The organism is Embleya australiensis, assembly GCF_051903075.1.
Lineage (GTDB): Bacteria > Actinomycetota > Actinomycetes > Streptomycetales > Streptomycetaceae > Embleya.
In genome coordinates, this window is the sequence record NZ_CP182422.1 from 257,628 (window position 1) to 279,858 (window position 22,231).

A 22,231-nucleotide genomic window follows, 5' to 3' on the forward strand; every position below is an offset into this window, starting at 1 on the left:
CGGCGCGAGGGACGGGCCACGGCCGGGGTGGCCGGGTCGCGGACCGTCCCTCGTCTCGTTGTCTCGTTGTCTCGTTGTCTCGTTGAAGGCTGCCGAGGCTTGTCTCGTTGTCTCGTTGAAAGGCTGCCGAGGCGCGCCACTCAGGCCGGCAGGGCGAGTTCGCGGGCCAGTTCGGCCGGTGTCGGGTTGAGCATCAGGGCGCGGACCTTGAGCGGAACGCCGAGGCGTTCGCCGATCAGGCGCACCGCCCGTTGGGCGCTCAGGGATTCGCCGCCGAGCAGAAAGAAGTCGTCGTGTACGCCCAGGTGTTCCCGGTCGAGAATCTCCTCCCACACCCGCACCAAGGTCTCCTCCACCGCCGTGCGCTCCTCGGCCGCGGCATGATCGCCGCCGTCCGCGGAGCCGGTCGCGCGCCCCCAGTCGGGTATCGGCAGGGCGTTGCGGTCGATCTTGTCGCCGGAGTTGAGCGGCAGCGCGTCCAACCGCAGGAACACCTGCGGCGCCATGTGGTCCGGGACCGTGCGGGCGAGTTCGCGGCGCAGCGCGGGTACGTCGAGGTCGTCGTCCGTGACCAGGCAGGCGACCAGCCGTCGAATGCCCCGAGGGTCCTCGGGCGCCGCGACCGCCGCCTCCCGCACGCCGTCGACGGCCAGCAAAGCCTGTTCGACCTCACCCACTTCGACCCGCAGGCCGGCGATCTTGAGCTGGTGGTCCGCCCGACCCCGGTGTTCCAGGACTCCGTCGGCCCGGAAGCGGACCAGGTCGCCGGTGAGGTAGAGCCGACCGCCCGGCGCGTCGCCGAAGGGGTCCGGCACGAAGCGCTCGGCCGTCTGGCGGGCGGTCAGGTAGCCACGGGCCTGTTCGGGCCCGGATACCGCCAACTCCCCCACCACTCCGGGCGGGACGAGCCGCAGGTCGCCGTCCAGGACGTACAGCCGGGCTCCGGGCCACGGGCGTCCGATCGGCGGCGGCAGGGTGCGGTCCCGCGCGGTCGCGGTATGCGAGGTGATCGGCCGGTCGCGGGGGATCAGCGGCGAGGTGACGATGTTGACCTCGTTCGCGCCATACCAGTTGCCCACCTCGAACGGCAGTTCCTCGGGGGCCCAGCGGCGCACCCGGTCGCTCCCGGTCAACAGGGTGCGCAGCGGCGTGCGGGCGGGCCAGTCGATCGCGACCAGTGCCTCGGCGAGCGGGGCCACCACGAAGACCTGGGTGACCGCTCGGGACAACAACCAGTCGCGCAGGTGTTCCGGCGCGGACAGGTCCTCGTCGGCGGCGATGTGCAGCGGCGCGCCGGCGATCAGGTACGCCCACACCACCACGGTCACCGACACGTTGGTCTGCGGCGGGAAGGTCCAGCCGCCGCGTTCCCCCGCCGCCACGCCGTGCGCCCGGATCTGCGCCCGCGCGGAGTGTGTCGCGGCGCGGTGGGTGACCACGACCAGTTTGGGGGTGCCGGTGGATCCGGAGGTCTGCACCAGGAAGGCCGGATCGTCCGGGGTCGGCTCGGGCAGCGGGCGTTCGGGGGCCGCCGGACCGGGCACGCGGCCCGTCGGCGTGAGGACCAGGGCGTGCTTGGCCTGCGGTGGCAGGGTGCGTTCGAAGCGGCTGGTGGTGAGTACGAGCCGGGCGTCGGCCTGGGCGAGGAAGCGGCCCAGGTACGCGTCGGGTGCCTTGGGGTCGAGCATCAGCGCGGCGGCGCCCGCCCGGTGCACGGCGAGCATCGCCACGACCAGTTCGGGGCAGCGCGGCATGCACAGTCCGACCACGGCACCCGCCGAGGATCCCTGCGCCACGAGTCGATGGGCCAAGGCGTCGGCGCGTGCGTCGAGTTCGGCGTGGGTCATGGTCTCGCCCCGGTACTCGAGGGCCACCGCGTCGGGGGTGGCCGCCGCCCGGTCGGCGAGCAGGCGCGGGATCGTGTGCGGGGCGTCGGGAATGTCCGGGGTGGACCCCCAGGCGCGCAGCAGCGCGTGGTCGTCCGGGCCGAGCGGGTCCAGGTCGGCGACGGGTGTGCCGGGGCGGCCGGTGATGCCGTCGAGCATCCGCAGCACGTGCCGACCGAACCGCTCGGCGGTGGCGACGTCGATCAGGTCCGCGTCGTGGGTGACCTCCAGGTGCGCGGCGTCGGGCTCGGGGTTCTCGACGAGGGTGAGCGTGAGTTCGGCGGGCTGCGGTGAGGCGACCTGCGACGCACCGGACGGGTGGGGTGGGCCGACGTGCGCCCGTCGGACCCGGAAGGCGGCGGAGTGGCGCGTGGGCGGGTCCGTCGCGGCTTCGGCTTCGGCGCCGGCGCGCAGTTGCCGGTCCACCTCGGCGGCCAGCACGGCGCCGGCGTCGCGCGGGTCCCAGGCGATGCGGATGGGGCGGTGGCGCGGGCCGTGTACGACCCGCGCCGTCGCGTCGCGGGCCTCCGACCCCGCGTCCACCATGACCACGAGGTCCCGGGTTCCGGTGTAGCGGTGCAGGACGGCCAGGAAGGCGGCGAGTACGGTCGCCGGCGTCGGCCGCCCGGTCGCCGCGCCGGCGCGGCCGTCGACCACGTGCGTGTGGGTGCGCCGCACGGGGCCGTTGCCCCGGGCCGCCGCCATGGGCAGGTCGAGCAGGGTGGTCGGGATGCCCCGGGTGTGGTCCTCGACGGGCAGTGTGTGGTCGGGCCTGTCGCCCATGGGTGCTCTCTCCTCCCGCCGTGGCGTCCCGCATCCGGCCGCGGGCAAGCCGGCTCGATCGCTCGGCCCCGCAGGGTCTCGGCCGCCGCTCCGAGCGGGCTCGCGATTCGTACCGGGTTCAGCCCGCCGCCAACCGCTCCCGAACACTGCGCGGTCGCATGTCGGTCCACACCCGCTCGATGTGGTCGAGGCACTCCTGCCGGGTGCCGGTGGTGCCCTCCGCGCGCCACCCGTCCGGCAACGCGCGATCGGCGAACCAGATGGAATATTGCTCCTCGTCGTTCACCACGACGTTGTAGACGCGGTCGTCCGCCTGCTCCTCCATCGAAGTCCCCTTGGTGTCGGGTGGGTTGTCGTCGGCTCCGATGCGCCGACGACGGGAATGAATTCCACCGTGCCCAGAATTACCCACCGGGACGGCATCCCGGAAGTGGCCGGGAAATACTCCGGAAAGGGCCGACGGGTTCCTGAAAGATAATCGGCGCCGCCGTCGATTCCGGCGCACGATGCCGGTTCGGGGCGACGCGTGCCCTCGTCCGGCGCCGCGTGCCCGTGCCCCGTGTCCGTCGTGCCGGAACGAGAACGAGGACGAGCACAAGCACGAGCACGAGCACGACGGTGACCACCGCCCCGGGCGACCCGAGGAGGCTTTCGGTGAGCGATTCCGCACCCGTGGACCTGCGTTCGGACACGGTGACGGTACCGACCGAGCGCATGCGCGAGGCGATGGCCTCGGCACAGGTCGGCGACGACTTCTACGGCGAGGACCCCACCGTGCGCGCCCTCGAGGAGCGCGCCGCGGCGCTGACCGGCACCGAGGCCGCGCTGTTCGTGGTGAGCGGGACGATGGCCAATCTGGCCGCCGTGATGGCGCTGGTCCCACCCGGCCACGAGGTGCTCGCGGAGGCCGACTCCGACCTGGTGCGCTGGGAATCGCATTCCACCTCCGGTCTCGCCGGCGTACAACTCGCCCCGATCCACGGAATCCGGGGCGTCTTCGGCCCGGCGGACGTCGCCGATCTGCTCGCCCGCGACGACTGGCGCGCCCCGCGTACCGGCATGGTCGCGGTGGAGAACACCCACGGCGCGAGCGGCGGCGCGCTGTGGGACCTGGCGGACCTGCGCGAGCTGTCGACGGCCTGTCGCGCGGCGGGTGTCCCGCTGCACTGCGACGGCGCCCGTCTGTTCAACGCCTGTGTGGCCGGCGGCTATTCGGCTGCCGAGGTGGGCGCGCTGTGCGACACCGTGACGTTCTCGCTGTACAAGGGCCTCGGCGCGCCGATGGGTTCGCTGCTGTGCTGCACCGCCGAGGTGCGTGTGCGCGCCGCCGAGGTCCGGCGTCGGCTCGGCGCGACGCTGCGTCAGGTCGGCGTGGTGGCCGCGGCGGGCTCGATCGCGTTGGACACGATCGACGACCTCGCCGCCGACCACCGGCGCGCGGCCGAACTCGGGCTCGGCCTGCGCGAGGTGTTGCCCGCGTGGGCCGCCCCGGATCCGCCGCGCACCAACATCGTGACGATGCCGATCGGCCGCGCGGCGGCCCCGTTCGTGGCGGCGCTGGCCGAACACGGCGTCCTGGTCACCGAGGTGGTTCCGGGCGTGGTCCGGTTCGTCACCCACCGGGACGTCTCGGACGCGGGCGTGGAGCGGGCCGTGGCCGCCGCCGCCCACGCCGCGAGCACGCTGACCGAGGCGGTGGTGCCCGCGTGAGCACCTCCGAAGCCGCCCTCCCCCGCGCGCCGGCCCGCGCCCCCGTGGTGCCCGTCGCGGAGCGCCCCGCGCCGCTGTCCACCGCGCAGGCCCGGCTGTGGTTCGTGCACACCAGCCGACCGCCGACCGCCGAGTACAACCTCCAGGTGGCGCTGCTGCTGCGCGGGAAACCGGACCCCGACGCGCTCGTCGGCGCGATCCACCGCCTGGTGCGGCGACACGAACCGCTGCGCACCGTGGTCGAGCCGCGCCCGGACGGCCCGCCGGTCCAGCGTGTCCTGGCCGACCCGCCTGCCGTGGACCACCGACCGGCCGCGCCCGGCGCCGACGCCATGGCCCGCGCCGTCGCGACCGCTTCCGACGAACTCGCCCACGTCTTCGACCTGGAGCGCGAACCCCCGCTGCGGGTGCGACTGGCCCCGCTCGACGACGCGGGCCACGCCGTCGTGCTCGTATTGACCCTGCATCACCTCGCCTTCGACGGCTGGTCCACCGCGATCCTGCTGCGCGAACTCGCCGAGGACTACCGCCGACGCGGCGAGCCCGCGCTGCCCGCGCCCGAGATCTCCTACAGCGACTACGCCTGGTGGGAGCGGCGCACCCTGGACCACGACCGGGAGGCGCTGCTGCGGTACTGGCGCAGCGCGCTCGACGGTGTGCGGGACCTGGAACTGCCCACCGACCGGCCGGGCCACGGGGTGGGCGGGCCGATGGGTACCGTGCGCCACGAGCTGTCCGCCGCGACCATGGAGCGGATCCGCGCGGTGGCCGCGCAGGCGGGCACGAGCACCTTCGCCGTCGCGCTTGCCGCGTGGTTCGCGGTGCTCGGCCGCTACGGCGGGCAACGCGACTTCGTGGTCGGCATGCCGGTCGGCGGGCGGACGGATCTGGCCCTGGAACCGCTGATCGGCTGCTTCGTCAACACGCTGTGCCTGCGGTCCGCGCTGCGCCCGGGTGAGTCGTTCGTCGAGTCGGTGCGCCGTACCCATCTGACGCTGGCCGATGCGATGGCCCATCAGGCGCTGCCCTTCGAGGAGTTGGTCCGCGCGCTGCGCCCGGATCGGCGCGCCGATCGTAATCCGCTCTTCCGCGCGTTCTGCTCCGGCGTCGATGCCCCGCCCGCGTTCGAGCTCGACGGGCTCGACTGCGAGTTCGTGGCCCCGGCCGCCACGTCGAGTCGATTCGACCTGAACGCCACGTTTCTGCTCGGCGGCCCCCGGCCGACGGTGCAACTCGACTACAGCAAGACCCTGTTCGATGACGCCACCGGAGCGGACCTGGCCCGGCGACTCGGCGTCTTCCTGGACTGGGCGGTGAGCCGGCCCGAGCGTGCCGTGCGCGACGTGGCCTGGATGACGCCGGGTGAGCGCCGTCGGGTCCTGGACACCCTGAACGGAGGCGATCTCGCATGACCGGCCCGAAAAGCCCGGCACCGCAGGCCCGCCGCCGGGCACTGCGATCCGTACTGCGCCGCATCGATCACGAGACGCGGGAGCGCGAGTTCACCGAACCCCGCCCCGAGGGGGCCGACATACCACTCACGCTCGACCAGGAGTGGCTGTACACGGCCGCGTCGGCCGTGCCGGACCTGGCCCGGATGGCCGTCACGGGCCGCCTGGAGACCGAGTACCGTCTCGACCACGCCCGACTGCGCGACGCGGTCGAGACGGTCGCGGCGGCGACTCCCGCGCTGGGCCTGCTGGTCGAGGAGCATGGCGGCACCCTCGTCCAGGTGCCGGGCTCGGGTGCGCGGGTGCGGTGGCACGAGACACCGGACGAGCCCGCGTGGAGCGCGCCGTTCGACCCTCGGCACGGTCCGCTGTGCCGGGCCGCGATCGGCTCGTCCGACGCCGGCTGCACGCTGACGCTCGCCGTCACGCGGCATTCGATCGACCGCGCGTCGATGGGACTGCTCCTGGCCGCCGTCGCGGACGCCTACCGCGACGGCACGGTGCCGCCGACGGGCGGGTTCGGCGTCGCGGATCACGCGTACTGGCACCGCCGTCGCTTCTCCCCCGAGCGCCTGGCCGAACTGCTGCCGACGGCGGCCGAGCGGCTGGGCCCGGCACGGCCCTCATTGTTCCCGTACGACCGGCCGCCCGTCGTCGGGCCGGCGTCCGCCGCCGGTGCCTCGCTGAGCCGCCGAGTGCCCGCGCCCGCCGAGCCCCGGGTGGCGCTGTTGGCCGCCGTCGGAGCGGCGCTGCGCAGGTTCGGCGCGGCGTCGCCGCTGCGACTGGGTCTCGACGATCCCGGCCGGCACACCCCGCAGACCGCCGAACTGGTGGGCCGGCTCGGCACGGTCGGCGTACTGCCGTTGCGGATCGACGGCGGCGTGGACGCGGCCGCGCTCACCCCACGCGCCCGGGAGGCGATCGCGGCATGCGAGCGTGCGCCGTTGCCGCTCGCCGCGCTCGCCGACCTGCGGCCGCAGACCTGGGAGGCCGAACCGCTGCTCCCGGTGGGCCTGGACACCGTGTCCCTGCCCGTGCCGCACCCGGGCGACGGTCCGGCGCGGATCCGGCTGCTGCCCTCGCCCGTCCCGATGTACGGCCTGGAGTTCGTGTTGGCGGTCGGCGGGGGTGAGTCCGAGCTGCTCGCCGAATACGACCCCGACCTGTTCGACCCGACCACGATCGACGCACTGACGACCCTGGTCGCCCACTTTCTGGACCCGGCGGCGAGCGACACCGCGACGCCGCTCGCCACGCCCGCGATTGCCCGCGATCGTGCCCTCGGCGACACAGACCTCCTCGCCGGCTGGGCCGGGCGGCCGGCGGACGACGTGCTGATCACCGAACGGTGCGGCAAGCTGACGGGTGCGCGGGTCGTGGCGGCCGTACGCGCGATCCGCACGGCGCTGACCGAGGCCGGCGCGCGTGGCGGGGACACCGTCGTGCTGGCCGCCGACGACTCCGCCGACAGCGCCGCCGCACTGCTCGGCGCCCTCGATTTCGGGGCGGACGTCCTGGTTCGCAACGCCGACGACCCGCCGGCCTGGTCGGACGCGGTGGCAAACGCCGCACACGCCCGGTTCGAACTGCTCCCGGACGGCACGGTCAACCACGTCGTGGGGGTCGCGGAACGGCCTGGGTCGGCGCCGTGCGCGCGGCCCGTCGAGGCGTCGACGGCCGACGACGATGACGCCCCTCACGACCCGCCCGGCGCGCTCCTGGTCGGCCTGCGGGCCCGGCCGACGCCGCGCGTCCTGCGCATCCCGTCGAGCGCCCTGCCGCGCGCCGCCGATCGGCTCGCGGACGCCTTGGGGACGGCCGCCTCGGATGTCTTCGCGCCCGACTTCGTCTGGGGCGGCGAGGATGCCGCGATTTGCGTACTCACCGCCGCCCGCTCCGGCGCCACGCTGCTGCTGCCCGCCGGTGCCGAGCCGGCCGACGCGCGCTTCGACGCGCTGTCCGAGGCCGGCGCCACCGTCGCCGAACTGCCGTTCTCCTTCGCCGAATCCGTCCCGGTGCACCTGTTGGAGCTGCGCGCCGCGTACCGCCGACTCACCGAGCCGACCTCGCCCGGCGAGGGGCAGGACGCCGCACCACAGCGCCGCTGGTGGGCCCCCGCCGTCCCGGACGCCCTCCTGACCGGCCCGGATCCACACGCCTCGACGTGCGCGACGCCGTACCACGTCCTCAACGACGACCTGCTGCCGGTTCCCGTCGGCGGCACCGGGACCCTGTGGGCGGCCGTCGACCCCGGCACCGGCTACCTCGACGAACCGGCCGCCTGCGCGGACGACTTCCGTCCCGATCCGGTCGGCGGCGGCGGTCGCATCGCGAACACCCGCGCGCTGGTCCGGGTCGGCGCCGACGGCACGCTGCGCCTGGTCCGCCCGCCCGACGACCGGGTCTGCGTACGCGGTCGCTCGATCCTGCTCGCGGACCTCGCCGCGACACTCGCCCAGGAGACCGGCCGGCCGACGGTGGCGGGTACACAACCCCTCGACTGGGGCCGGGCCGAGCACCCGTACGCGGCGATCGGCACACCCGGCGCCCGGACCCCGACGCCGGAGAACCCGCCCGATCGGCTGCGCCGCCTCCTGCCGGGCGCCGCCGTTCCCGAGACCGTGTTCGTCATCGAAGACACCGAGAACACCGGCTGTACCGAGCCGACCCACACCGACGCCCTCGCCCATGCCGCCCGATCCGCCGCCGAACGTGCCGCCCGGTTCGACGCGCGCCCGTACACGCCGCCCGCGACCGACACCGAGCGTGCCCTGGCGCGGGACGTACTCGTACCGGTCCTGGGCGTTCCCCGAGTCGGCCGCGACGACAACTTCTTCGGACTCGGCGGCACCTCGCTCCAGTTGATCCAGGTCCTGGCCCGGGTACACGCGGCCCACGGCGTGGACGTCGCGTTGGCCGACGTGTTCGCGGCGCCCACGTTGCGCCGGCTCGCCGAATCGCTGGACCACGCACGCGCCGTCGAGTCCCGGGACCTGGACACCATCGACGAACTGCTCACCACCGTCGAGGACGCCCCCGACGACGCCCCGACCGACCCGACCCGACTCTCGTGAGGTCACCGTGGCAATGGTCACCCCCGCAGACGAACCGCCCGTTCCCGACCGTATCCCCCTCTCCCCCGCCCGGCAGGACATCCTCGTCGCGGCGGCGCTGGACGGCTCGGTGCGCGGACTCGCCCGCCAGATCCGCCTCACCCTGGCCGATGCCACGACCGCCGACGTACACCAAGCCTGGCTCGAACTCATGCGTCTGCGCCCGGAGTTGGCGGTCGGCGTCGACTGGTCACAGGCTCGCCCGACGCTCGTGCGCACCGGCGTCGCGCTGCCCTTCCGCCGCGCCGAGGACGATGCGACGGCGCCCGACCGGGCGACGTACGACGGCACTTCACCCGACCGCGCGGCCCACGAACGTGCGGTGGCCGAGGAACTGCGCCGCGGCTTCCCGCCGGAGCTGGACACCGCGCTCGGCCGTCTCCTGTGGTCGGACACGACCCACGAGGCGGTGTTCACCTACCATCCGCTGCTCGTCGACGACTTGGGCGCGCACCTGCTGCTGAGCGACCTCGCGGCCCTGCTGCGCGGTGAACGACCGGTGGATCGGCCGAACGACCCGCCGGTCCGGCCGGATTCGGCCGAGCAGACCGAGGCGACCGAGTTCTGGCGGCGTTCGCTCGCGGACGTCGACGGCGCGACACCGCTGTTCCCCGAACCCGCCGCACGCACCGGTCGGGAGCCGGGGACGGTACGCGTCGCGCTGTCCGCTCCCGCGACCGACGCGGTCCGGGAGTTGGCCGCGACGGCCCACTCGTGCAAGTTGCGCGTGGTCGCCGCCGCGTGGGCGTCCGTGGTGGCCAGGTTCCGCGGCGAACCGCTCGCGGTGATCGGCCTGTCCGTCGATACCCGGCCCCCCGCGCTGCGGGCGTGCCTGAGCCCCTTCGAGCGCACCCTGCCCACGCCCGTCCGGCTGGACGACACCCCCGCCGCGGCGTGGATCGCCGCGCTGTCGTGGTGGATGGAGCGGGCCCGCGCGTACGGCCGACTCCCGGGCGCGGTGCTGCACGAACTCTCCGGCGCGGAGCGCGGCGTGGCGCTGTACGACTCGGTGGTCGACGCGCGCGACGACGCGGCCGTGCCGGCGCCGGAGGCCGCGGGCCCACCGCTGGCCGTCGGTGTCGAGGACGATGGCGCGACGCTGACCCTGGTGGCCCGATACGCCCCCGAGGTCGCCGACGCGGAGCGGGTCGAACGCCTGCTGCGCTGCACGGCGGCGGTACTCACCGGGGCGGCGGCCACGCCGGACACCCCGATGAGCCGGCTCCCCCTGGTCGACGCGGCCGAGGCGGCGGCGCTGAACGCGCACAACGACACGGCGGTGGACCACCCCCGCGACAGGTGCCTGCACCAACACGTCGAGGACCAGGTGGACCGCACGCCGGACCGCCCCGCCCTGGTCCACGAGGGCGCCTCCATGAGCTACGCCGAACTCGACCGCGCCGCGAACCGCCTTGCCCACCACCTGATCGACCTCGGTGTACGGCCCGACACCATCGTGGGCCTGTGCGCGGAGCCGGGGTTCGAGCTGAACGTGGCCATCCTGGCCATCCTCAAGGCGGGCGGCGCCTATGCCCCGCTGGATCCGTCCTTCCCACCGGACCGGCTGCACTACCTGGCCCGGGACCTGGACTGCGAGGTGGTGCTCGTGCAGCGCCGACTCGTAGAACTCCTGCCGAAGCCGGGCCACTTGGTGGTCCTGGACGAACCGCAGGCGTGGGCGGACCGCCCGGGTGATCGGCCGGACACCGGGGTGGCCCCGGACAACCTCGCCTACGTGATGTACACCTCCGGGTCCACGGGCCGCCCCAAGGGCGTGTTGGTCCAGCACGGCGGCGCGGTCAACTTCGTGTGGTGGATCAGTCGACTGTACGAACTTCAGCCGGACGAGGCGGCGTTGCAGTGGACCGCCTACAGCTTCGACGCCGCCGTGTGGGAGTTGTTCTGGCCGCTGTTCGTCGGCGCGCGTGCCGTGCTCGCGCCGCCGAGGCTGCACCTGGACCTCGATCGTTTCACCGAGTTGATCCGTACCGAACGGGTCGCCACGCTGCACTTCGTCCCGGCGATGCTGCAGACCTTCCTCACCGCCGAGGACGCCGGTTCCTGCACGTCGTTGCGATTCGTCTTCGCCAGCGGCGAGCCGATTCCACCCACCCTGGCCGAGCGATTCCATACGACACTCGACGCGGACCTGATCAACCTCTACGGCGTCACCGAGGTCTCCATCGACACCACGTTCCATGTGTTGTCCCGCGAGGTCGGGCTGCCGTTCGTGCCGTCGGGTCGGCCGATGAACAACGAGACCACCTACGTGCTGGACCGGCATCTGGAACCGGTGCCGTTCGGCGCGCGCGGAGAGGTGTACATCGGCGGGGAAAGTGTCACGCGCGGCTACCACGGGCGTCCGGGCCTGACCGCCGACCGGTTCGTCCCGGACCCGTTCGCGGGCGGCGGGGCCCGGCTGTACCGCACCGGGGACGTGGCGACCCTGCTGCCGGACGGGAACCTGCACTTCCTGGGCCGCAGCGACCATCAGGTCAAGGTGCGCGGCATCCGGATCGAACCGCATGAGGTCGAGGCCGAGATCGCCGAACATCCCGAGGTCCGGGAGTGTCTGGTCGTGCCGTGGGGCGACGGCAGCGAACGCAGCCTGGCCGCCTATGTCGTGCCGCGAGGCGACGACCTGGACGTGGCCGGGTTGCGGGCCTTCCTCGCCGCGCGGATGCCCGGCTACATGGTGCCGACCTCGATCGCGACGTTGTCCGCCTTCCCCCTCGGGCACACCGGCAAGATCGACCGCAAGGCGTTGCCCGCGCCGCGCGGTGTGATCGACGAGCGGTTGACCGACGGGGTGGCGCCGCGCACCGACACGGAACACGAGGTCGCCCGGATCTGGCAGGAGGTGTTGCGCGTTCCGAGCGTCGGCGTGCTGGACGACTTCTTCGCCGTGGGCGGCAACTCGTTGCTCGCCACCCGGGTGATCGCCGCCGTGCGCGGCCGGTTCGGGGTACGGCTGCCGCTGCGCACGTGGTTGGAGTCCAGCGCCGTCGCGGACCTGGCCGCCGCGATCGACCGGTGCCGCGACGAGGAGGAGAGCGTGGCGGCGCTGGTCGCCGAGGTGGCCGGCCTGCCGGAGGACGAGGTGCGGGAGCCGGGACGATGAGCACGGACACCGGCGCGGAACTGCGGGCGCGGCTGCGGGCGTTGTCGCCGGCGAAGCGCGAGCTGCTGACCGCGCGGCTGGCCGAACGGGGGCTCCTGCACTACCTGGACGGCGGCCCGGAGCGGGTCGACGGCGAGCCGGACGAGGTGACCGTCAAGCAGGAGGCGTTGTGGCGGGCCCATCGGGGCGGCGACGACGGCGACTTCCACCACGTCGGCCTGGTCTGCGGCTTCGCGCCGGACCGTACGCCCGAGGACGTCGCGCGGTCCGTGTGCGAGGCCGTCGCGCGGCACGAGGCGTTGCGCTGCTCGTACCACCCGGCCGGGCAAGGCGGTGTCCGGGTTCGCGGGCACGACGTCGACGACGTGCCGGTGGAGCACACCGTCGCGGCCTCTACCGATCGGGCGGGCGCCTGGCGCAGGACCGGGGAACTGGCGTTGCGAGATGGAAGTTTGGCGTTTCGGCTGGATCGGCCGCCGGTGCGGTTCCGGGTCGTGGACGCGCGGCCGGCCGCGGTGTTGCTGAGCGTGGTGGCGCACGACATCGCGTGCGACCGGTATGGGCTGCGTACCGTCCTCCTGCCGCAGCTGTGCGGGGTGCCGGTGTCGGGCCGCCTGCGACCGCGCGACGTGGCGCACTGGCAGCGCCGCAGCCTGGAGTCGGGCGTGGTCCGGCAACAACTCGCCCGCCGCGTCGAGCGGTTGGCTCCGTGCGCCCCGCTCGACCTGCCCGACCTCGGCGACCGGAAGGGGGCGCGGCTGCCGGTGCGGATCGACGCCGCGACGGCGCGCGGCCTCGATCGACTCGCCCGATCGAGCGGATCCAGCCTGTTCGCCGTGTTGTTGGCCGCCTGGGGGTCGGTGGTGGCCGAGGCCCACGACCGCGCGGACACCCTGGTGGGCTGCTGCACCTCGGGTCGCCACCGACCGGAACTGGGCGGCGTGCTCGGCGACTTGGCCAACACCATGGTGGTCCGCGTCGCGGCCCGACCGCGGCCGGAGCAGGCCGATGCGCTCCGCGGGACCCGGGACGAGCTGACGGCCGCACTGGGCGACGGCGATGCCCCCTTCGAGCGGGTCTTCGCCGCCCTCACCGGCCGCGACGCGGACGTGGACGGGCCGGTCCGGGACGAGGACATCAGGGTGCGATTGACCCTGGACGAGGAGGACGGGGTGGCGGAGTTGCCCGGTTGCCTCGGCGTCGAGGACGTGGACTTCGGCTACGCCAAGACATCGCTGAGCCTGGAATTGGCCGTTGGGCCCGATGGCGGGTTGGCGGGTGGTCTCGCCCATCGACCGACGGACGTACCCCACGAGCGCGCGACGGAGTTGGCCGCTATGCTCCACACCCGGCTGACGGCGCTGTCCCGGGTCGGCGGTTGAGCGGTGTGCCGGCGGCCGCGGGCGAGCGGGCCGGGCGCACGATCCCGCCCGGATCCGGTCACCCGCCCGCGACGCCTCCGCGCCCCCACCGCCGCCCCCGGCGGCTCAGTGCCCGCCGGCGCCCGACCAGGCGAGGTCGTCTTCCCTCGGGTCGTGCAGGTCGAGCAGATATCCGCGCCCCCACGCCGTGCGAATGGACAGGTGCAGGCAGCCGATCCGCCGACGAAGCCGCAGTATCCGCAGGTCCAGGGCATTGCGCCGCTGCGCACAATCGCCCGGCCACACCCGGCGGACCAGGCTCTCCCGGGGCACCACCTCCTGGAACGACTCGACCAGGACGCGCATCAGATCCGCCTCCGCCGGGGACAGCGAGAGTCTGCGTCCCCCGAAGCGCAGTACACCCTCACGATCGATGCAGGGCAACGCACCCGCCTGGGCCCTGGCCGCGAGCGCGGCGCGGCGCGCGCCGAAATCCGCTCGACTGATCGGTGGCCTGACCCAGTCCTCCAGGACGTTCAGGCCCGTGGGCGCCGACACGCCGTGACCCTCCAGGACCAGCAGGCAGGGCAGTCCCCGTGACCTGCACACCGCTCGCTTTTCCGCCTCGGACGGCCACCGTAAAATTTTGACTTCCACGCGATCCTCATTCCAGAATGCTCATGGAAAATTCAGGCCCGCGAAGAATCGAGGTGCGCCCGCACCACATTCACCGACAATTCATGGAGAGCCGTCGGCAAACCTTCCACCCACGTCGACGCGCCTGAACCCGGGCAGTTCCGCATATCGGACCGCAATTCGCAATCAACGAATACGCCCCACCTGTCGTGCGCCCGGCCCCACCACGCGAGCCTGCTGCTCGTATATGTGTCGTGCCGTATCGCTCCGCGCCCTCGACTACTCGACCCGTACAACCAACTCACAGGCTGCCGAGCCTGGTTCGTCGCCGAGGCCAACCGTTTTTCCTCGACCCCGAGACCCGGTCGCGACCCGGATTCGTCGTCCCGCCGATCAGGTCGTACGGCCGACGCCGTGTTACTCGTCGACTCTGATGCACAACCTGTCCCGATGCCATGATGCTAAACACAATTCGTTCGACGCAACCCTCCGCGACCGGATCGGAAGCCATTCCATCCAAAAATGCGCTACCGATCACAGGGCGTCTTCCATCGGGTTACTCAAAGCATCCGGGCGAGCCGATTCGCGCCGCTGTGTTAGGCCGGACACCACGCGGGTAGAGAGAACTGATTATCCTCCGGTCGGCCGCCGCCGGCACTCCCGAATTCATGCGCTCGCCGTGAACGGCACCGGCCCCGCCACGGTCGCCGGGTCGAAGGCGTCCGCATGGGAACCGGACGTCTCGTGGGGCGGGATGTGTGGCGGGGCCGGCCTCAGGCGGGTCCGACAGCGGATTGCGCCTGACCGAAACCATGCTCCGTTACGACAGGTTGTGAAACGGAGCCGAACCATCTACAGGCCTTGGGCTCAGAAGCTGCCGGCGGGCACGGTCCAGACCATGTTGCCCGTACGAGCGCAGGGTTCGATGTCGAGTCGGGCACCGTTGGTCGCGTTGCCGTTGGGAACGTTGATGCAGAGGCTGGACGCAGGGTTGTACAGGCGGTCGAAGTTGAGGCGACGCCACTCCTGGTTGGCACCGCCGGTGCAGTCCCGAATGGCGAGTTGCGTCCCGGGCAGCAGATTGCCGCCGTCGAGACATTTGGCCTTGGCCACGATGGTGCCGTTGGCGATGGTCCACTGTTGTGCCGCGGAGCCGGGGCTGCAGGCGTCGAGTCGTACGGGGGTGCCGTCGACGTCGCCTGCACCGGCGACGTCCATGCACTTGCCGCTGACCCAGTGCACGATCGGACCGGTGCCGGCGAGCGGGGTGACCCCGCCGTTCGGGCTCGATCCGACCGCGGAGGCCGTCGCGCCGGAAAGTACCAGGGCAGCGAAGGAGGTCGCGCAAACCGCTGCCGTGGTGACGAACTTGCTGGCTTTGCTCATTTCCGCCTCTTGGTGGTGGTTCGGTTCTCGGTACGGGCCGTCGCGGCGACCGAGGGCACACCCTGGGCGTGGTGCGGGTACACGATGTGGTCCTGCCCGTCCGGCGCGAACCGGGCCCGACCGAGCCGCATTTCCCTCACCCACCGGCAGATGCCGGACACACGGAGATTGCCTCCCTCGGGTTCGTTGACGGCCTCTGGCACCGTAGGCGGATCCGAATCACCGTCACCAGAAGAGTTCAGGACAATCCCCACGCCACGGGAACCTCCCATATCACGGGAACTGCGGCGCGATGCCTGCCTTCGACCCGGAATGGGCCCGTTGGTCAACAGGTCGACAGGACACGGTTGTTCGTCATGTCGCGGGAAAGGGTTCGAGATGCGACTCACATCGACGCCGCGGACAAACCTCGTGACGTGGATCGATCGGCACGGGATGATGCCTCGGACGCCCCGCCGAACCCGTGCGGCCGACGCGGATCGGCGCCGGCACACGATGCGGGCGGTCCGAACTCATCGACAGGAGAACCTGCTTCGTGCTGTGCCCGTTCTGTGGTGGACGACCCGTCGTTCCCGGACCCTGCGGTGCGTGTGGTGGGCAGGCGTACTCGGGCTTCCCCCCGAGTCCACCACACCCGTTCGCCTCCGCGTACGCCTACCACCCGCCGCGGCCACGCTCGTTGCGCGGGCTCGCCGTCACGCTCTACGTCATGATGGGAATCTCGGCGCTGGTATCGGCGTTCGCGGTCGTCACTCTGGTCTACCGGGCGGGATTGTGGGACGACATCGCGCACGGGCGGCGCCCCGCTCGGGAACCGAACGAGTTCAACGACAACCTCGCCCTGTTCTGGCAGCCCTACACGTTCGTGCAACTCGCCCTGATGGCGGTGTTCCTGATCTGGTTCCATCGTGCGCGCCGCAACATCGACACGTACCCGGGCCGGCCGCGGCGAATGCTCTCCTCCGGCTGGGCGATCGGCGGCTGGTTCTGTCCGGTGGTCAACCTGTGGTTCCCGCCGCGGATCACGGTGGACGTGTGGCGGGCCAGTGACCCCCGCACACAGCACGGCGGCGGACTCACGCGGGGTGCCCTCGTCCTGGTATGGGGTTGGTGGATCACGTTCGTCGCCGCGATGACGATCGCACTGGGCGTGCGCTACCTCGGCCCCGATGCCGACCCCGAAATCTCCTCCCTCCTGGTCGACACCGTCGCCGACGCCGAAGCCGCCCGAACGGTGAGCCTGGTCAAGGCCGGCCTCTTCATCGTGCAAATCGTCGCCACCGCTCTCGCGGTCGCCGTGATCGCACACATCACAACGCTACAGAACAAGCGCGAAGCGACATTGCCCGCGCCCACGTTCGCCGCACCGCCCCCGACCTTCGCCCCGTACGCCGCCGAACACGCGACAGCAGGACCCCCCGCCCACACCGCCCCCGCTCAGGCTTGGGTAACACCCAACGGCTCGTAGCAACGTGGATTGCACCGCTCGTGCCTCTCGGGTGACCTGGGCTGCGCCGCGGGATCGTCGGGTCCGTTGATCCTGGCAGCGCGTCCGAGGTTGTTGCGCGGGGGCGGGTCATCGGGGACGGAGGCTCGGCGGCTCCGAGGCTTCGGAAAAAAGTTTGGTGGGAGTGGGAACCCCGGGGGCCGTCGGGCGTCTGGATGGCTGTCGTCGGATGGTGGCGGCCTCGGCTCCGAGTGCTCCTGGCTCGGGGATCCGGGTGGTTGATGGTCCTTGAGGAGAATGGTGACTATTCGTTCGCCGCGTGTTTCGGGTTCCGTGATCGGCTCCCCGCCGGGTGGTCGTCGAGGTCGGGTTCGGGTCGGTCGGGTGTTCGGGGCCGGGTTGTTGGCGGCGGCCTCCGCTGTGGTGTGGGCGCAGGGGGTGGCCGTGGCCGACGAGGGCGCGGCGCCTGGGTCGGCCGGCCGGGTTCCGCCGGCCACCGCCCCGCCGACCGCCCCGCCCGCCACCGCCCCGCCGGCGACCAGGGCGCCGAGCGCCGTACCGCCCAGCTCGTCGCCCCGGGGCGAGCGGTCGACCGTTGCCCCGACGGCGTCGGGCGCGGTCTCGGGTGGGCGCGAAGGTGTGCCGTCCACTCCGCCGACGACGGCGCCTCGACTGGCGGAAACCGGGGGCGACGACAAGACCGCCTGGTACATCGGCGGCGCGGGCGGCCTGCTGCTCCTCGGAGGCGGGGCCGTGGTGGCCGGCCGGCGGCGCGGGCGAACCGCGGTCTGACCGGTGCGGGAACCGGCCGGTGCGCCGGGGATGTCGTTGTCCCCGGTACACCGGCCGGACACCCGGTGTCGAGTATGGCGCCGGTGGTTCATCGGTTCGCGTCCGAGGAGTTCACGGCCATCCAGGAATCCCACATCAGGGTCCGATACGACCCGCCCCCGCCCTCTCGGGTGCCGCCCGCCGAGGCCCCGCCGCCCCGGCGGCGGGCCTTCGGCCTGTTCCGGCGCCGACCCCGGGAGGCGGGCGAGCCGCCCCCGACAATGACGCAGCTCTATCACGCGCATCGGATCCGGTTGGTGCGCCTGGCCACGTTGTTGGTGGACGACCAGGAGACGGCGGAGGACGTCGTCCAGGAGGCGTTCACCGCCGCCTTTCGACAGTACGGCGCACGGCTGGGCGAGCTGGACGACCCGCCCGCGTATCTGCGGCGTTGTGTGGTCAACGGCGCACGATCGGTATTGCGCCGCCGGCGTACCGCCCGGGCCTGGGTACCGCCGGTGCTGCCGCCGGCGGCCTCGCCCGAGGACGACGCGCTTCGCGCGGAGCGCGATCGGCGACTACGGCAGGCATTGGGACAGCTCACCCGGCGGCAGCGCGAGGTACTGGTGTTGCGCTATTGGGAGAACCTGAGCGAGAGCGAGATCGCCGGCACGTTGGGCATACCGTCCGGCACCGTGAAATCCACCGCGAGTCGCGGGCTGACCGCGCTGCATCGGCTGCTGAGGGAGGAGGACACGTGAACCGACGCCGTGACCGTGGCGAACCCCTGCGCTCGGGAACGCCGGAACACGCAGCTTTGGAAACGGAGTTGCGCGACTGGATGGCCCGACGGGCCGATGCCGTGACACCCGCGACGCTCCGTGCGCGCGAGGTACCACTGCCGGCCGCGTCGGCGCGTCGGCTGCGTGTTCCGTTGCGGCCTGCGGTGGCGGCGGTGGCGGCGATCGTGGTGGTCGCGGCGGCTTGGATGGTGACGGGGGCGACCTCGACGCCGGACGGCCCGCGCCCCGTGACCGTACCGCCGGCCGTGCCCGCGCCGCCCACCGGCGCACCCGTCGGGAGTACGCCGCCGAGCACCGGCGTGCCGAGCCCGTCCACGGCCACCACGACGCCGCCGACGAGAGCGGCCGGGTCGAACTCCCCGATGCCCCCGCAGACGATCCCCGGGTTCGACCGCCGGACCACTCCCCCGGAGAACCAACCCCCACGCACCGCACCGCCCTCCGGTCCCGCGGGTGGTCGGCGTACCGGCTGAACCGTGCGCCCGGGTGAACGTGACGAGGTCGCCGGCTCCCGGACGGCGACCTCGTCCGTCCCGCGCGGAGCCCACCCGACCGGGCGGCACCGCGCCGTCCGTCAGGCGAAGGCCGCCGTCCAGTCGACCGTGACGCCGTGTACGTACGCCTCGGCCAGTGCGGCCAGGAACCGGCCCATCCCGCCGTCCTCGTTGCGGAGCGTGGCCAGCAACACGGCCGGGCGGCCCAGCTCCTCTGCGGTGTCCTGGATCCCGACCGAGAGCACCGGTTGCGCGCTGCACTCGACGAAGAGCCGGTGGCCGTCGGCGACCAGCGCGCGGACCGCGTCGTCGAAGCGCACCGTCTGACGCAGGTTGCGGTACCAGTACTCCGCGGTCAACTCGTCGGTCTCCACCGGCCCTCCGGTCACCGTCGAGTAGAACGGCACGTCGCTGCGGGCCGGTTCGATCCCGGCCGCCAGGTCGAGCAGCGTCTCGCGCAGATCCTCCACGTGCGGGGAGTGTGCCGCGAAGTCCACTCCGGGTACTCGCCAGCGCATCATCCGGGCCGCGGACAGCGCGGCGCCGAACTCCTTCATCGCCGCCACGTCGCCCGAGACCGTCATGGTGGCCGGGCCGTTCACCGCGGCGACCGCCAACACGCCGTCCCAGTCGGCCAGCATCGTCCGCACGCGGTCGTTGGGGGCCAGTACGGTCAACATCTCGCCGCGGCCCCGAATCGCGGTCAGGGCCCGGCTGCGCAGCGCCACGATCCGCGCCGCGTCCGCCAGGGACAACGCTCCGGCGATGTGCGCGGCCACGATCTCGCCCTGGGAGTGGCCGACGGTCGCGGCCGGTCGCACGCCGAAGCGGCACCACAGGCGGGCCAGCGACACCATCATCGAGAACAGCACGGGTTGCACGACGTCCACCCGGTCCAACGGCGGAGTGTCCGGGGCACCCCGCAGAACGTCCTCCAGGGACCAGTCCACGTGCGGCGCCAGCGCCTCCGCACAGGCCCGGATCTCGTGGGCGAACTCGGGGCAGGTGTCCAGGAGTTCCACCGCCATGCCCACCCACTGGGTGCCCTGGCCGGGGAAGACGAACACCGGCCGGGAATCCGCCTGTGCCTGCCGGGTCGCCTGCCCGGTGAACACGTTCGGCGCGGCCTGTTCGTCGACGAGCGCCCGTACCCCGGCGACCAGTTCGGTCCGGTCGCCGCCCAGCACGACGGCCCGGTGCTCGTGGGTCGCGCCGGCCGCCACGAGGGATCGGCCGATTTCGGCGACATCGGCGGCGACGTCGCGCGCCGCGTCGGATTCCAGTCTGGACAGCAGGCGGGCGGCCTGGCCGCGCAGGCCCGCCGCGCTGCGCCCGGACAACACCCACGGCACGGTGCCGGTCGCGGCACCGATCCGAACGTCTTGAATGGCCGGCTTGCTCACGAGCACTCCTCGTCGGTGCCGAACGGTGGACTGTGCGTGCTTCGCAAGATATCCACGAGGCCGCGTCTTCGGCCCACCGCGCGGTAATCGGGCCGCCCGGACACGATTACCGACGGATTACCGAACGCGCGTGAAATCGTGGAAGGCTGCCGAGCCCCAGCCGCGCCGGCTTTCCAGTACGGAGGCTATCCGTGTCGGGCAATCCGATATCGCAGGCGACTAATCCTGCGCAGACATCCGCGCGCACATCCGCGCACTCCCTCGTGCACCCGTCCACTCTGTCGAGAGTGCACTCACCTGCGCACTCCCTCGCGCACACACCGAAGCACACTTCGCAGCACACTTCCAAGCGCACTCCGAAGCGCAGTCCGAAGCGCCCTCCGAAGCACGCACCCGAGCGGACGGCGGTGTGCCCGCCGACCGCGTCCGCCCATTCCCGGTCCGGCCCGCCGCACTTCGGGAAAACGATTGTGCCCCGACCGCTCATCCGACTTCGACCCGCGACGCCGACATGGTGACCCGGGAGACCCGCCCGAACACCGCCGGCCGGGCAAACGAGTTCACGGATCCCGAACCCTCGCGACTGCCGTCGTTGACGGGACTGCGTTTCGTGGCGGCGCTGCTGGTCTTCACCACGCATGTCCTCTGGTACACCCCTCAGTTGGTCCCGGGCGACACCGGAGACCACCTCCGCAAGACCTTCGCCCTCGCGGGCTCGTACGGCGTCGGCTTCTTCTTCATCCTCAGCGGCTTCGTGCTGACCTGGACCGCGAGCGCGGGCGACACGACCCGGTCGTTCTGGCGCCGCCGCATCGTCAAGATCGGCCCGATGCACCTGGTCACCTTCGGGCTGGCCGCCCTGCTCGTGCTGCACACGGATCGGCCGACCCGCGGGGTCGACTGGTTCGCCGCCCTGAGCATGCAGCAGGCGTGGATTCCGGACATCCGGTCCGTGTCGGCGGTCAACGGCGTGACCTGGTCGCTGTGTTGCGAGTTCTTCTTCTACCTCGCGTTCCCGCTCCTGTATCCCCTCCTGCGCCGCGTCCGCGAGGCGTGGTTGTGGCCGGCGCTGGCCACCGTACTCGCGCTGATCGCGGGGGCGTTCCTGGTCGCCACCTTCGTGGTGGACGACCAACCGCGCCTCGCGGCCTTCGCCGTGTCCGGTGACGTGTCGTTCGACCAGGTGTGGTTCGTGTACTTCTTCCCGCCCGTCCGCGCGCTCGAATTCGCCCTGGGCATCCTGCTGGCCCGGATCGTGGCCGCGGGGCGGTGGCCGAATATCGGCCTCGTGCCGGCGTTCGCGATCGCCGTCGCCGGCTACGTGATCGTGCAGTACGAACCGTATCTGGCGGGCACCGCCGGGGTCGCGACGGTGTGGACCGCGCCGCTGATCGCCTCCGCGGCGGTCGCGGACCGCCGGCGCACCGCCTCGGTGTTCCGCAGACCGACGATGGTCCTGCTGGGCGAACTCTCCTTCGCCTTCTACATGGTCCACTGGATCGTCATCGGCGCCGCCGCCGACTGGATCGGGCCCACCCGTACCTTCTCGTCGACCACCGGCGCGCTGCTGATCGTCCCGCTGTTCCTGGTGGCGCTCGCATGTTCCTTCGTCCTCCATCGCTTCGTGGAGATGCCGCTGGTGCGACGCTTCGGGCGGCACCGGGCGAATTCCGTCAAGGCCGCCGGATTTTCCTCCCGAGTGGCGACACCGCTGAGTACGGACGGTCTCGGCGCGACGAAATAGCGAACGCGCCGTCTTCCATACGATCCGAACAACCGTTGTTTTCCGGGTTCCGCGCAGTGCGGGACGGGTGGCGCCCGGTAAGCGCCGAGCACGCGAGATCCGAGGTCTGGCGGAGGCGGTGG

Annotated in this window: 15 protein-coding genes; 10 read left to right on the forward strand and 5 right to left on the reverse strand. The window is 72.5% G+C overall.

Going from position 1 to position 22,231, the window contains the following annotated elements; genetic code table 11:
* Positions 1–140 precede the first annotated feature (140 nt).
* Positions 141–2,669 (reverse strand): AMP-binding protein, encoded by a 2,529-nt coding sequence (locus tag ACMXN5_RS01110; RefSeq protein WP_439673553.1) that lies wholly within the window; start codon positions 2,667–2,669, stop codon positions 141–143.
* A gap of 118 nt (positions 2,670–2,787) precedes the next feature.
* Positions 2,788–2,994 (reverse strand): MbtH family protein, encoded by a 207-nt coding sequence (locus ACMXN5_RS01115; protein ID WP_439673554.1) that lies wholly within the window; start codon positions 2,992–2,994, stop codon positions 2,788–2,790.
* Between the two features lie 329 nt (positions 2,995–3,323).
* Here ACMXN5_RS01115 and ACMXN5_RS01120 point away from each other — a divergent pair, with 329 nt between their 5' ends.
* Genes ACMXN5_RS01120 through ACMXN5_RS01140 form a run of 5 tightly spaced genes read left to right on the forward strand, consistent with a single transcriptional unit; the run spans position 3,324 to position 13,446 of the window.
* Positions 3,324–4,379, forward strand: a complete 1,056-nt coding sequence (locus ACMXN5_RS01120; RefSeq protein ID WP_439673555.1) for a threonine aldolase family protein — start codon at positions 3,324–3,326, stop codon at positions 4,377–4,379.
* Positions 4,376–5,791 carry a condensation domain-containing protein gene (locus tag ACMXN5_RS01125; RefSeq protein ID WP_439673556.1) on the forward strand — a complete coding sequence of 472 codons (1,416 nt, stop codon included), beginning with the start codon at positions 4,376–4,378 and terminating at the stop codon, positions 5,789–5,791. Before ACMXN5_RS01120 ends, ACMXN5_RS01125 begins: the two co-directional genes overlap by 4 nt.
* Complete coding sequence (locus ACMXN5_RS01130; protein ID WP_439673557.1) at positions 5,788–8,904, forward strand: phosphopantetheine-binding protein; 3,117 nt, start codon at positions 5,788–5,790, stop codon at positions 8,902–8,904. The genes ACMXN5_RS01125 and ACMXN5_RS01130 overlap by 4 nt, the downstream gene beginning before the upstream one ends.
* Before the next feature lie 13 nt (positions 8,905–8,917).
* Complete coding sequence (locus ACMXN5_RS01135; protein WP_439673558.1) at positions 8,918–12,064, forward strand: non-ribosomal peptide synthetase; 3,147 nt, start codon at positions 8,918–8,920, stop codon at positions 12,062–12,064.
* Positions 12,061–13,446 (forward strand): condensation domain-containing protein, encoded by a 1,386-nt coding sequence (locus ACMXN5_RS01140; protein ID WP_439673559.1) that lies wholly within the window; start codon positions 12,061–12,063, stop codon positions 13,444–13,446. The genes ACMXN5_RS01135 and ACMXN5_RS01140 overlap by 4 nt, the downstream gene beginning before the upstream one ends.
* A 105-nt stretch (positions 13,447–13,551) precedes the next feature.
* Here ACMXN5_RS01140 and ACMXN5_RS01145 read toward each other — a convergent pair whose 3' ends face one another.
* Both ACMXN5_RS01145 and ACMXN5_RS01150 read right to left on the reverse strand, forming a co-directional pair.
* Positions 13,552–13,983, reverse strand: coding sequence for a winged helix-turn-helix domain-containing protein (locus tag ACMXN5_RS01145; protein ID WP_439673560.1), 432 nt, complete (start codon positions 13,981–13,983; stop codon positions 13,552–13,554).
* Between the two features lie 945 nt (positions 13,984–14,928).
* The gene (locus ACMXN5_RS01150; RefSeq protein ID WP_439673561.1) at positions 14,929–15,447 is read right to left on the reverse strand and encodes an RICIN domain-containing protein; all 519 of its coding nucleotides are present in this window, start codon (positions 15,445–15,447) and stop codon (positions 14,929–14,931) included.
* A 709-nt stretch (positions 15,448–16,156) separates the two neighbouring features.
* Here ACMXN5_RS01150 and ACMXN5_RS01155 point away from each other — a divergent pair.
* From ACMXN5_RS01155 to ACMXN5_RS01170, 4 genes are all read left to right on the forward strand, one after another.
* The gene (locus ACMXN5_RS01155) at positions 16,157–16,915 is read left to right on the forward strand and encodes a DUF4328 domain-containing protein (protein ID WP_439673562.1); all 759 of its coding nucleotides are present in this window, start codon (positions 16,157–16,159) and stop codon (positions 16,913–16,915) included.
* A gap of 363 nt (positions 16,916–17,278) precedes the next feature.
* Positions 17,279–17,686 carry an LAETG motif-containing sortase-dependent surface protein gene (locus tag ACMXN5_RS01160; protein ID WP_439673563.1) on the forward strand — a complete coding sequence of 136 codons (408 nt, stop codon included), beginning with the start codon at positions 17,279–17,281 and terminating at the stop codon, positions 17,684–17,686.
* 83 nt (positions 17,687–17,769) lie between these two features.
* Positions 17,770–18,426, forward strand: coding sequence for an RNA polymerase sigma factor (locus tag ACMXN5_RS01165; RefSeq protein WP_439673564.1), 657 nt, complete (start codon positions 17,770–17,772; stop codon positions 18,424–18,426).
* A complete protein-coding gene (locus ACMXN5_RS01170) occupies positions 18,423–18,941 on the forward strand; it encodes a hypothetical protein (protein ID WP_439673565.1) in 519 nt (172 codons plus the stop codon). The genes ACMXN5_RS01165 and ACMXN5_RS01170 overlap by 4 nt, the downstream gene beginning before the upstream one ends.
* 101 nt (positions 18,942–19,042) lie before the next feature.
* On the opposite strand, the gene ACMXN5_RS01175 is transcribed toward ACMXN5_RS01170, so the two are convergent.
* Positions 19,043–20,365 (reverse strand): acyltransferase domain-containing protein, encoded by a 1,323-nt coding sequence (locus ACMXN5_RS01175; RefSeq protein WP_439673566.1) that lies wholly within the window; start codon positions 20,363–20,365, stop codon positions 19,043–19,045.
* Between the two features lie 511 nt (positions 20,366–20,876).
* Between ACMXN5_RS01175 and ACMXN5_RS01180 the strand changes: the two genes are divergently transcribed.
* Entirely contained in the window at positions 20,877–22,109 is a 1,233-nt protein-coding gene (locus ACMXN5_RS01180; RefSeq protein ID WP_439673567.1) for an acyltransferase family protein, read from the forward strand.
* Positions 22,110–22,231 lie beyond the last annotated feature (122 nt).

Bases quoted from the DNA above. Each gene is read 5' to 3' on its own strand.
- ACMXN5_RS01110 (WP_439673553.1), bottom strand. From the start codon at position 2,669: ATGGGCGACAGGCCCGACCACACACTGCCCGTCGAGGACCACACCCGG.
- ACMXN5_RS01115 (WP_439673554.1), bottom strand. From the start codon at position 2,994: ATGGAGGAGCAGGCGGACGACCGCGTCTACAACGTCGTGGTGAACGAC.
- ACMXN5_RS01130 (WP_439673557.1), top strand. From the start codon at position 5,788: ATGACCGGCCCGAAAAGCCCGGCACCGCAGGCCCGCCGCCGGGCACTG.
- ACMXN5_RS01135 (WP_439673558.1), top strand. From the start codon at position 8,918: ATGGTCACCCCCGCAGACGAACCGCCCGTTCCCGACCGTATCCCCCTC.
- ACMXN5_RS01140 (WP_439673559.1), top strand. From the start codon at position 12,061: ATGAGCACGGACACCGGCGCGGAACTGCGGGCGCGGCTGCGGGCGTTG.
- ACMXN5_RS01150 (WP_439673561.1), bottom strand. From the start codon at position 15,447: ATGAGCAAAGCCAGCAAGTTCGTCACCACGGCAGCGGTTTGCGCGACC.
- ACMXN5_RS01155 (WP_439673562.1), top strand. From the start codon at position 16,157: ATGATGGGAATCTCGGCGCTGGTATCGGCGTTCGCGGTCGTCACTCTG.
- ACMXN5_RS01180 (WP_439673567.1), top strand. From the start codon at position 20,877: ATGGTGACCCGGGAGACCCGCCCGAACACCGCCGGCCGGGCAAACGAG.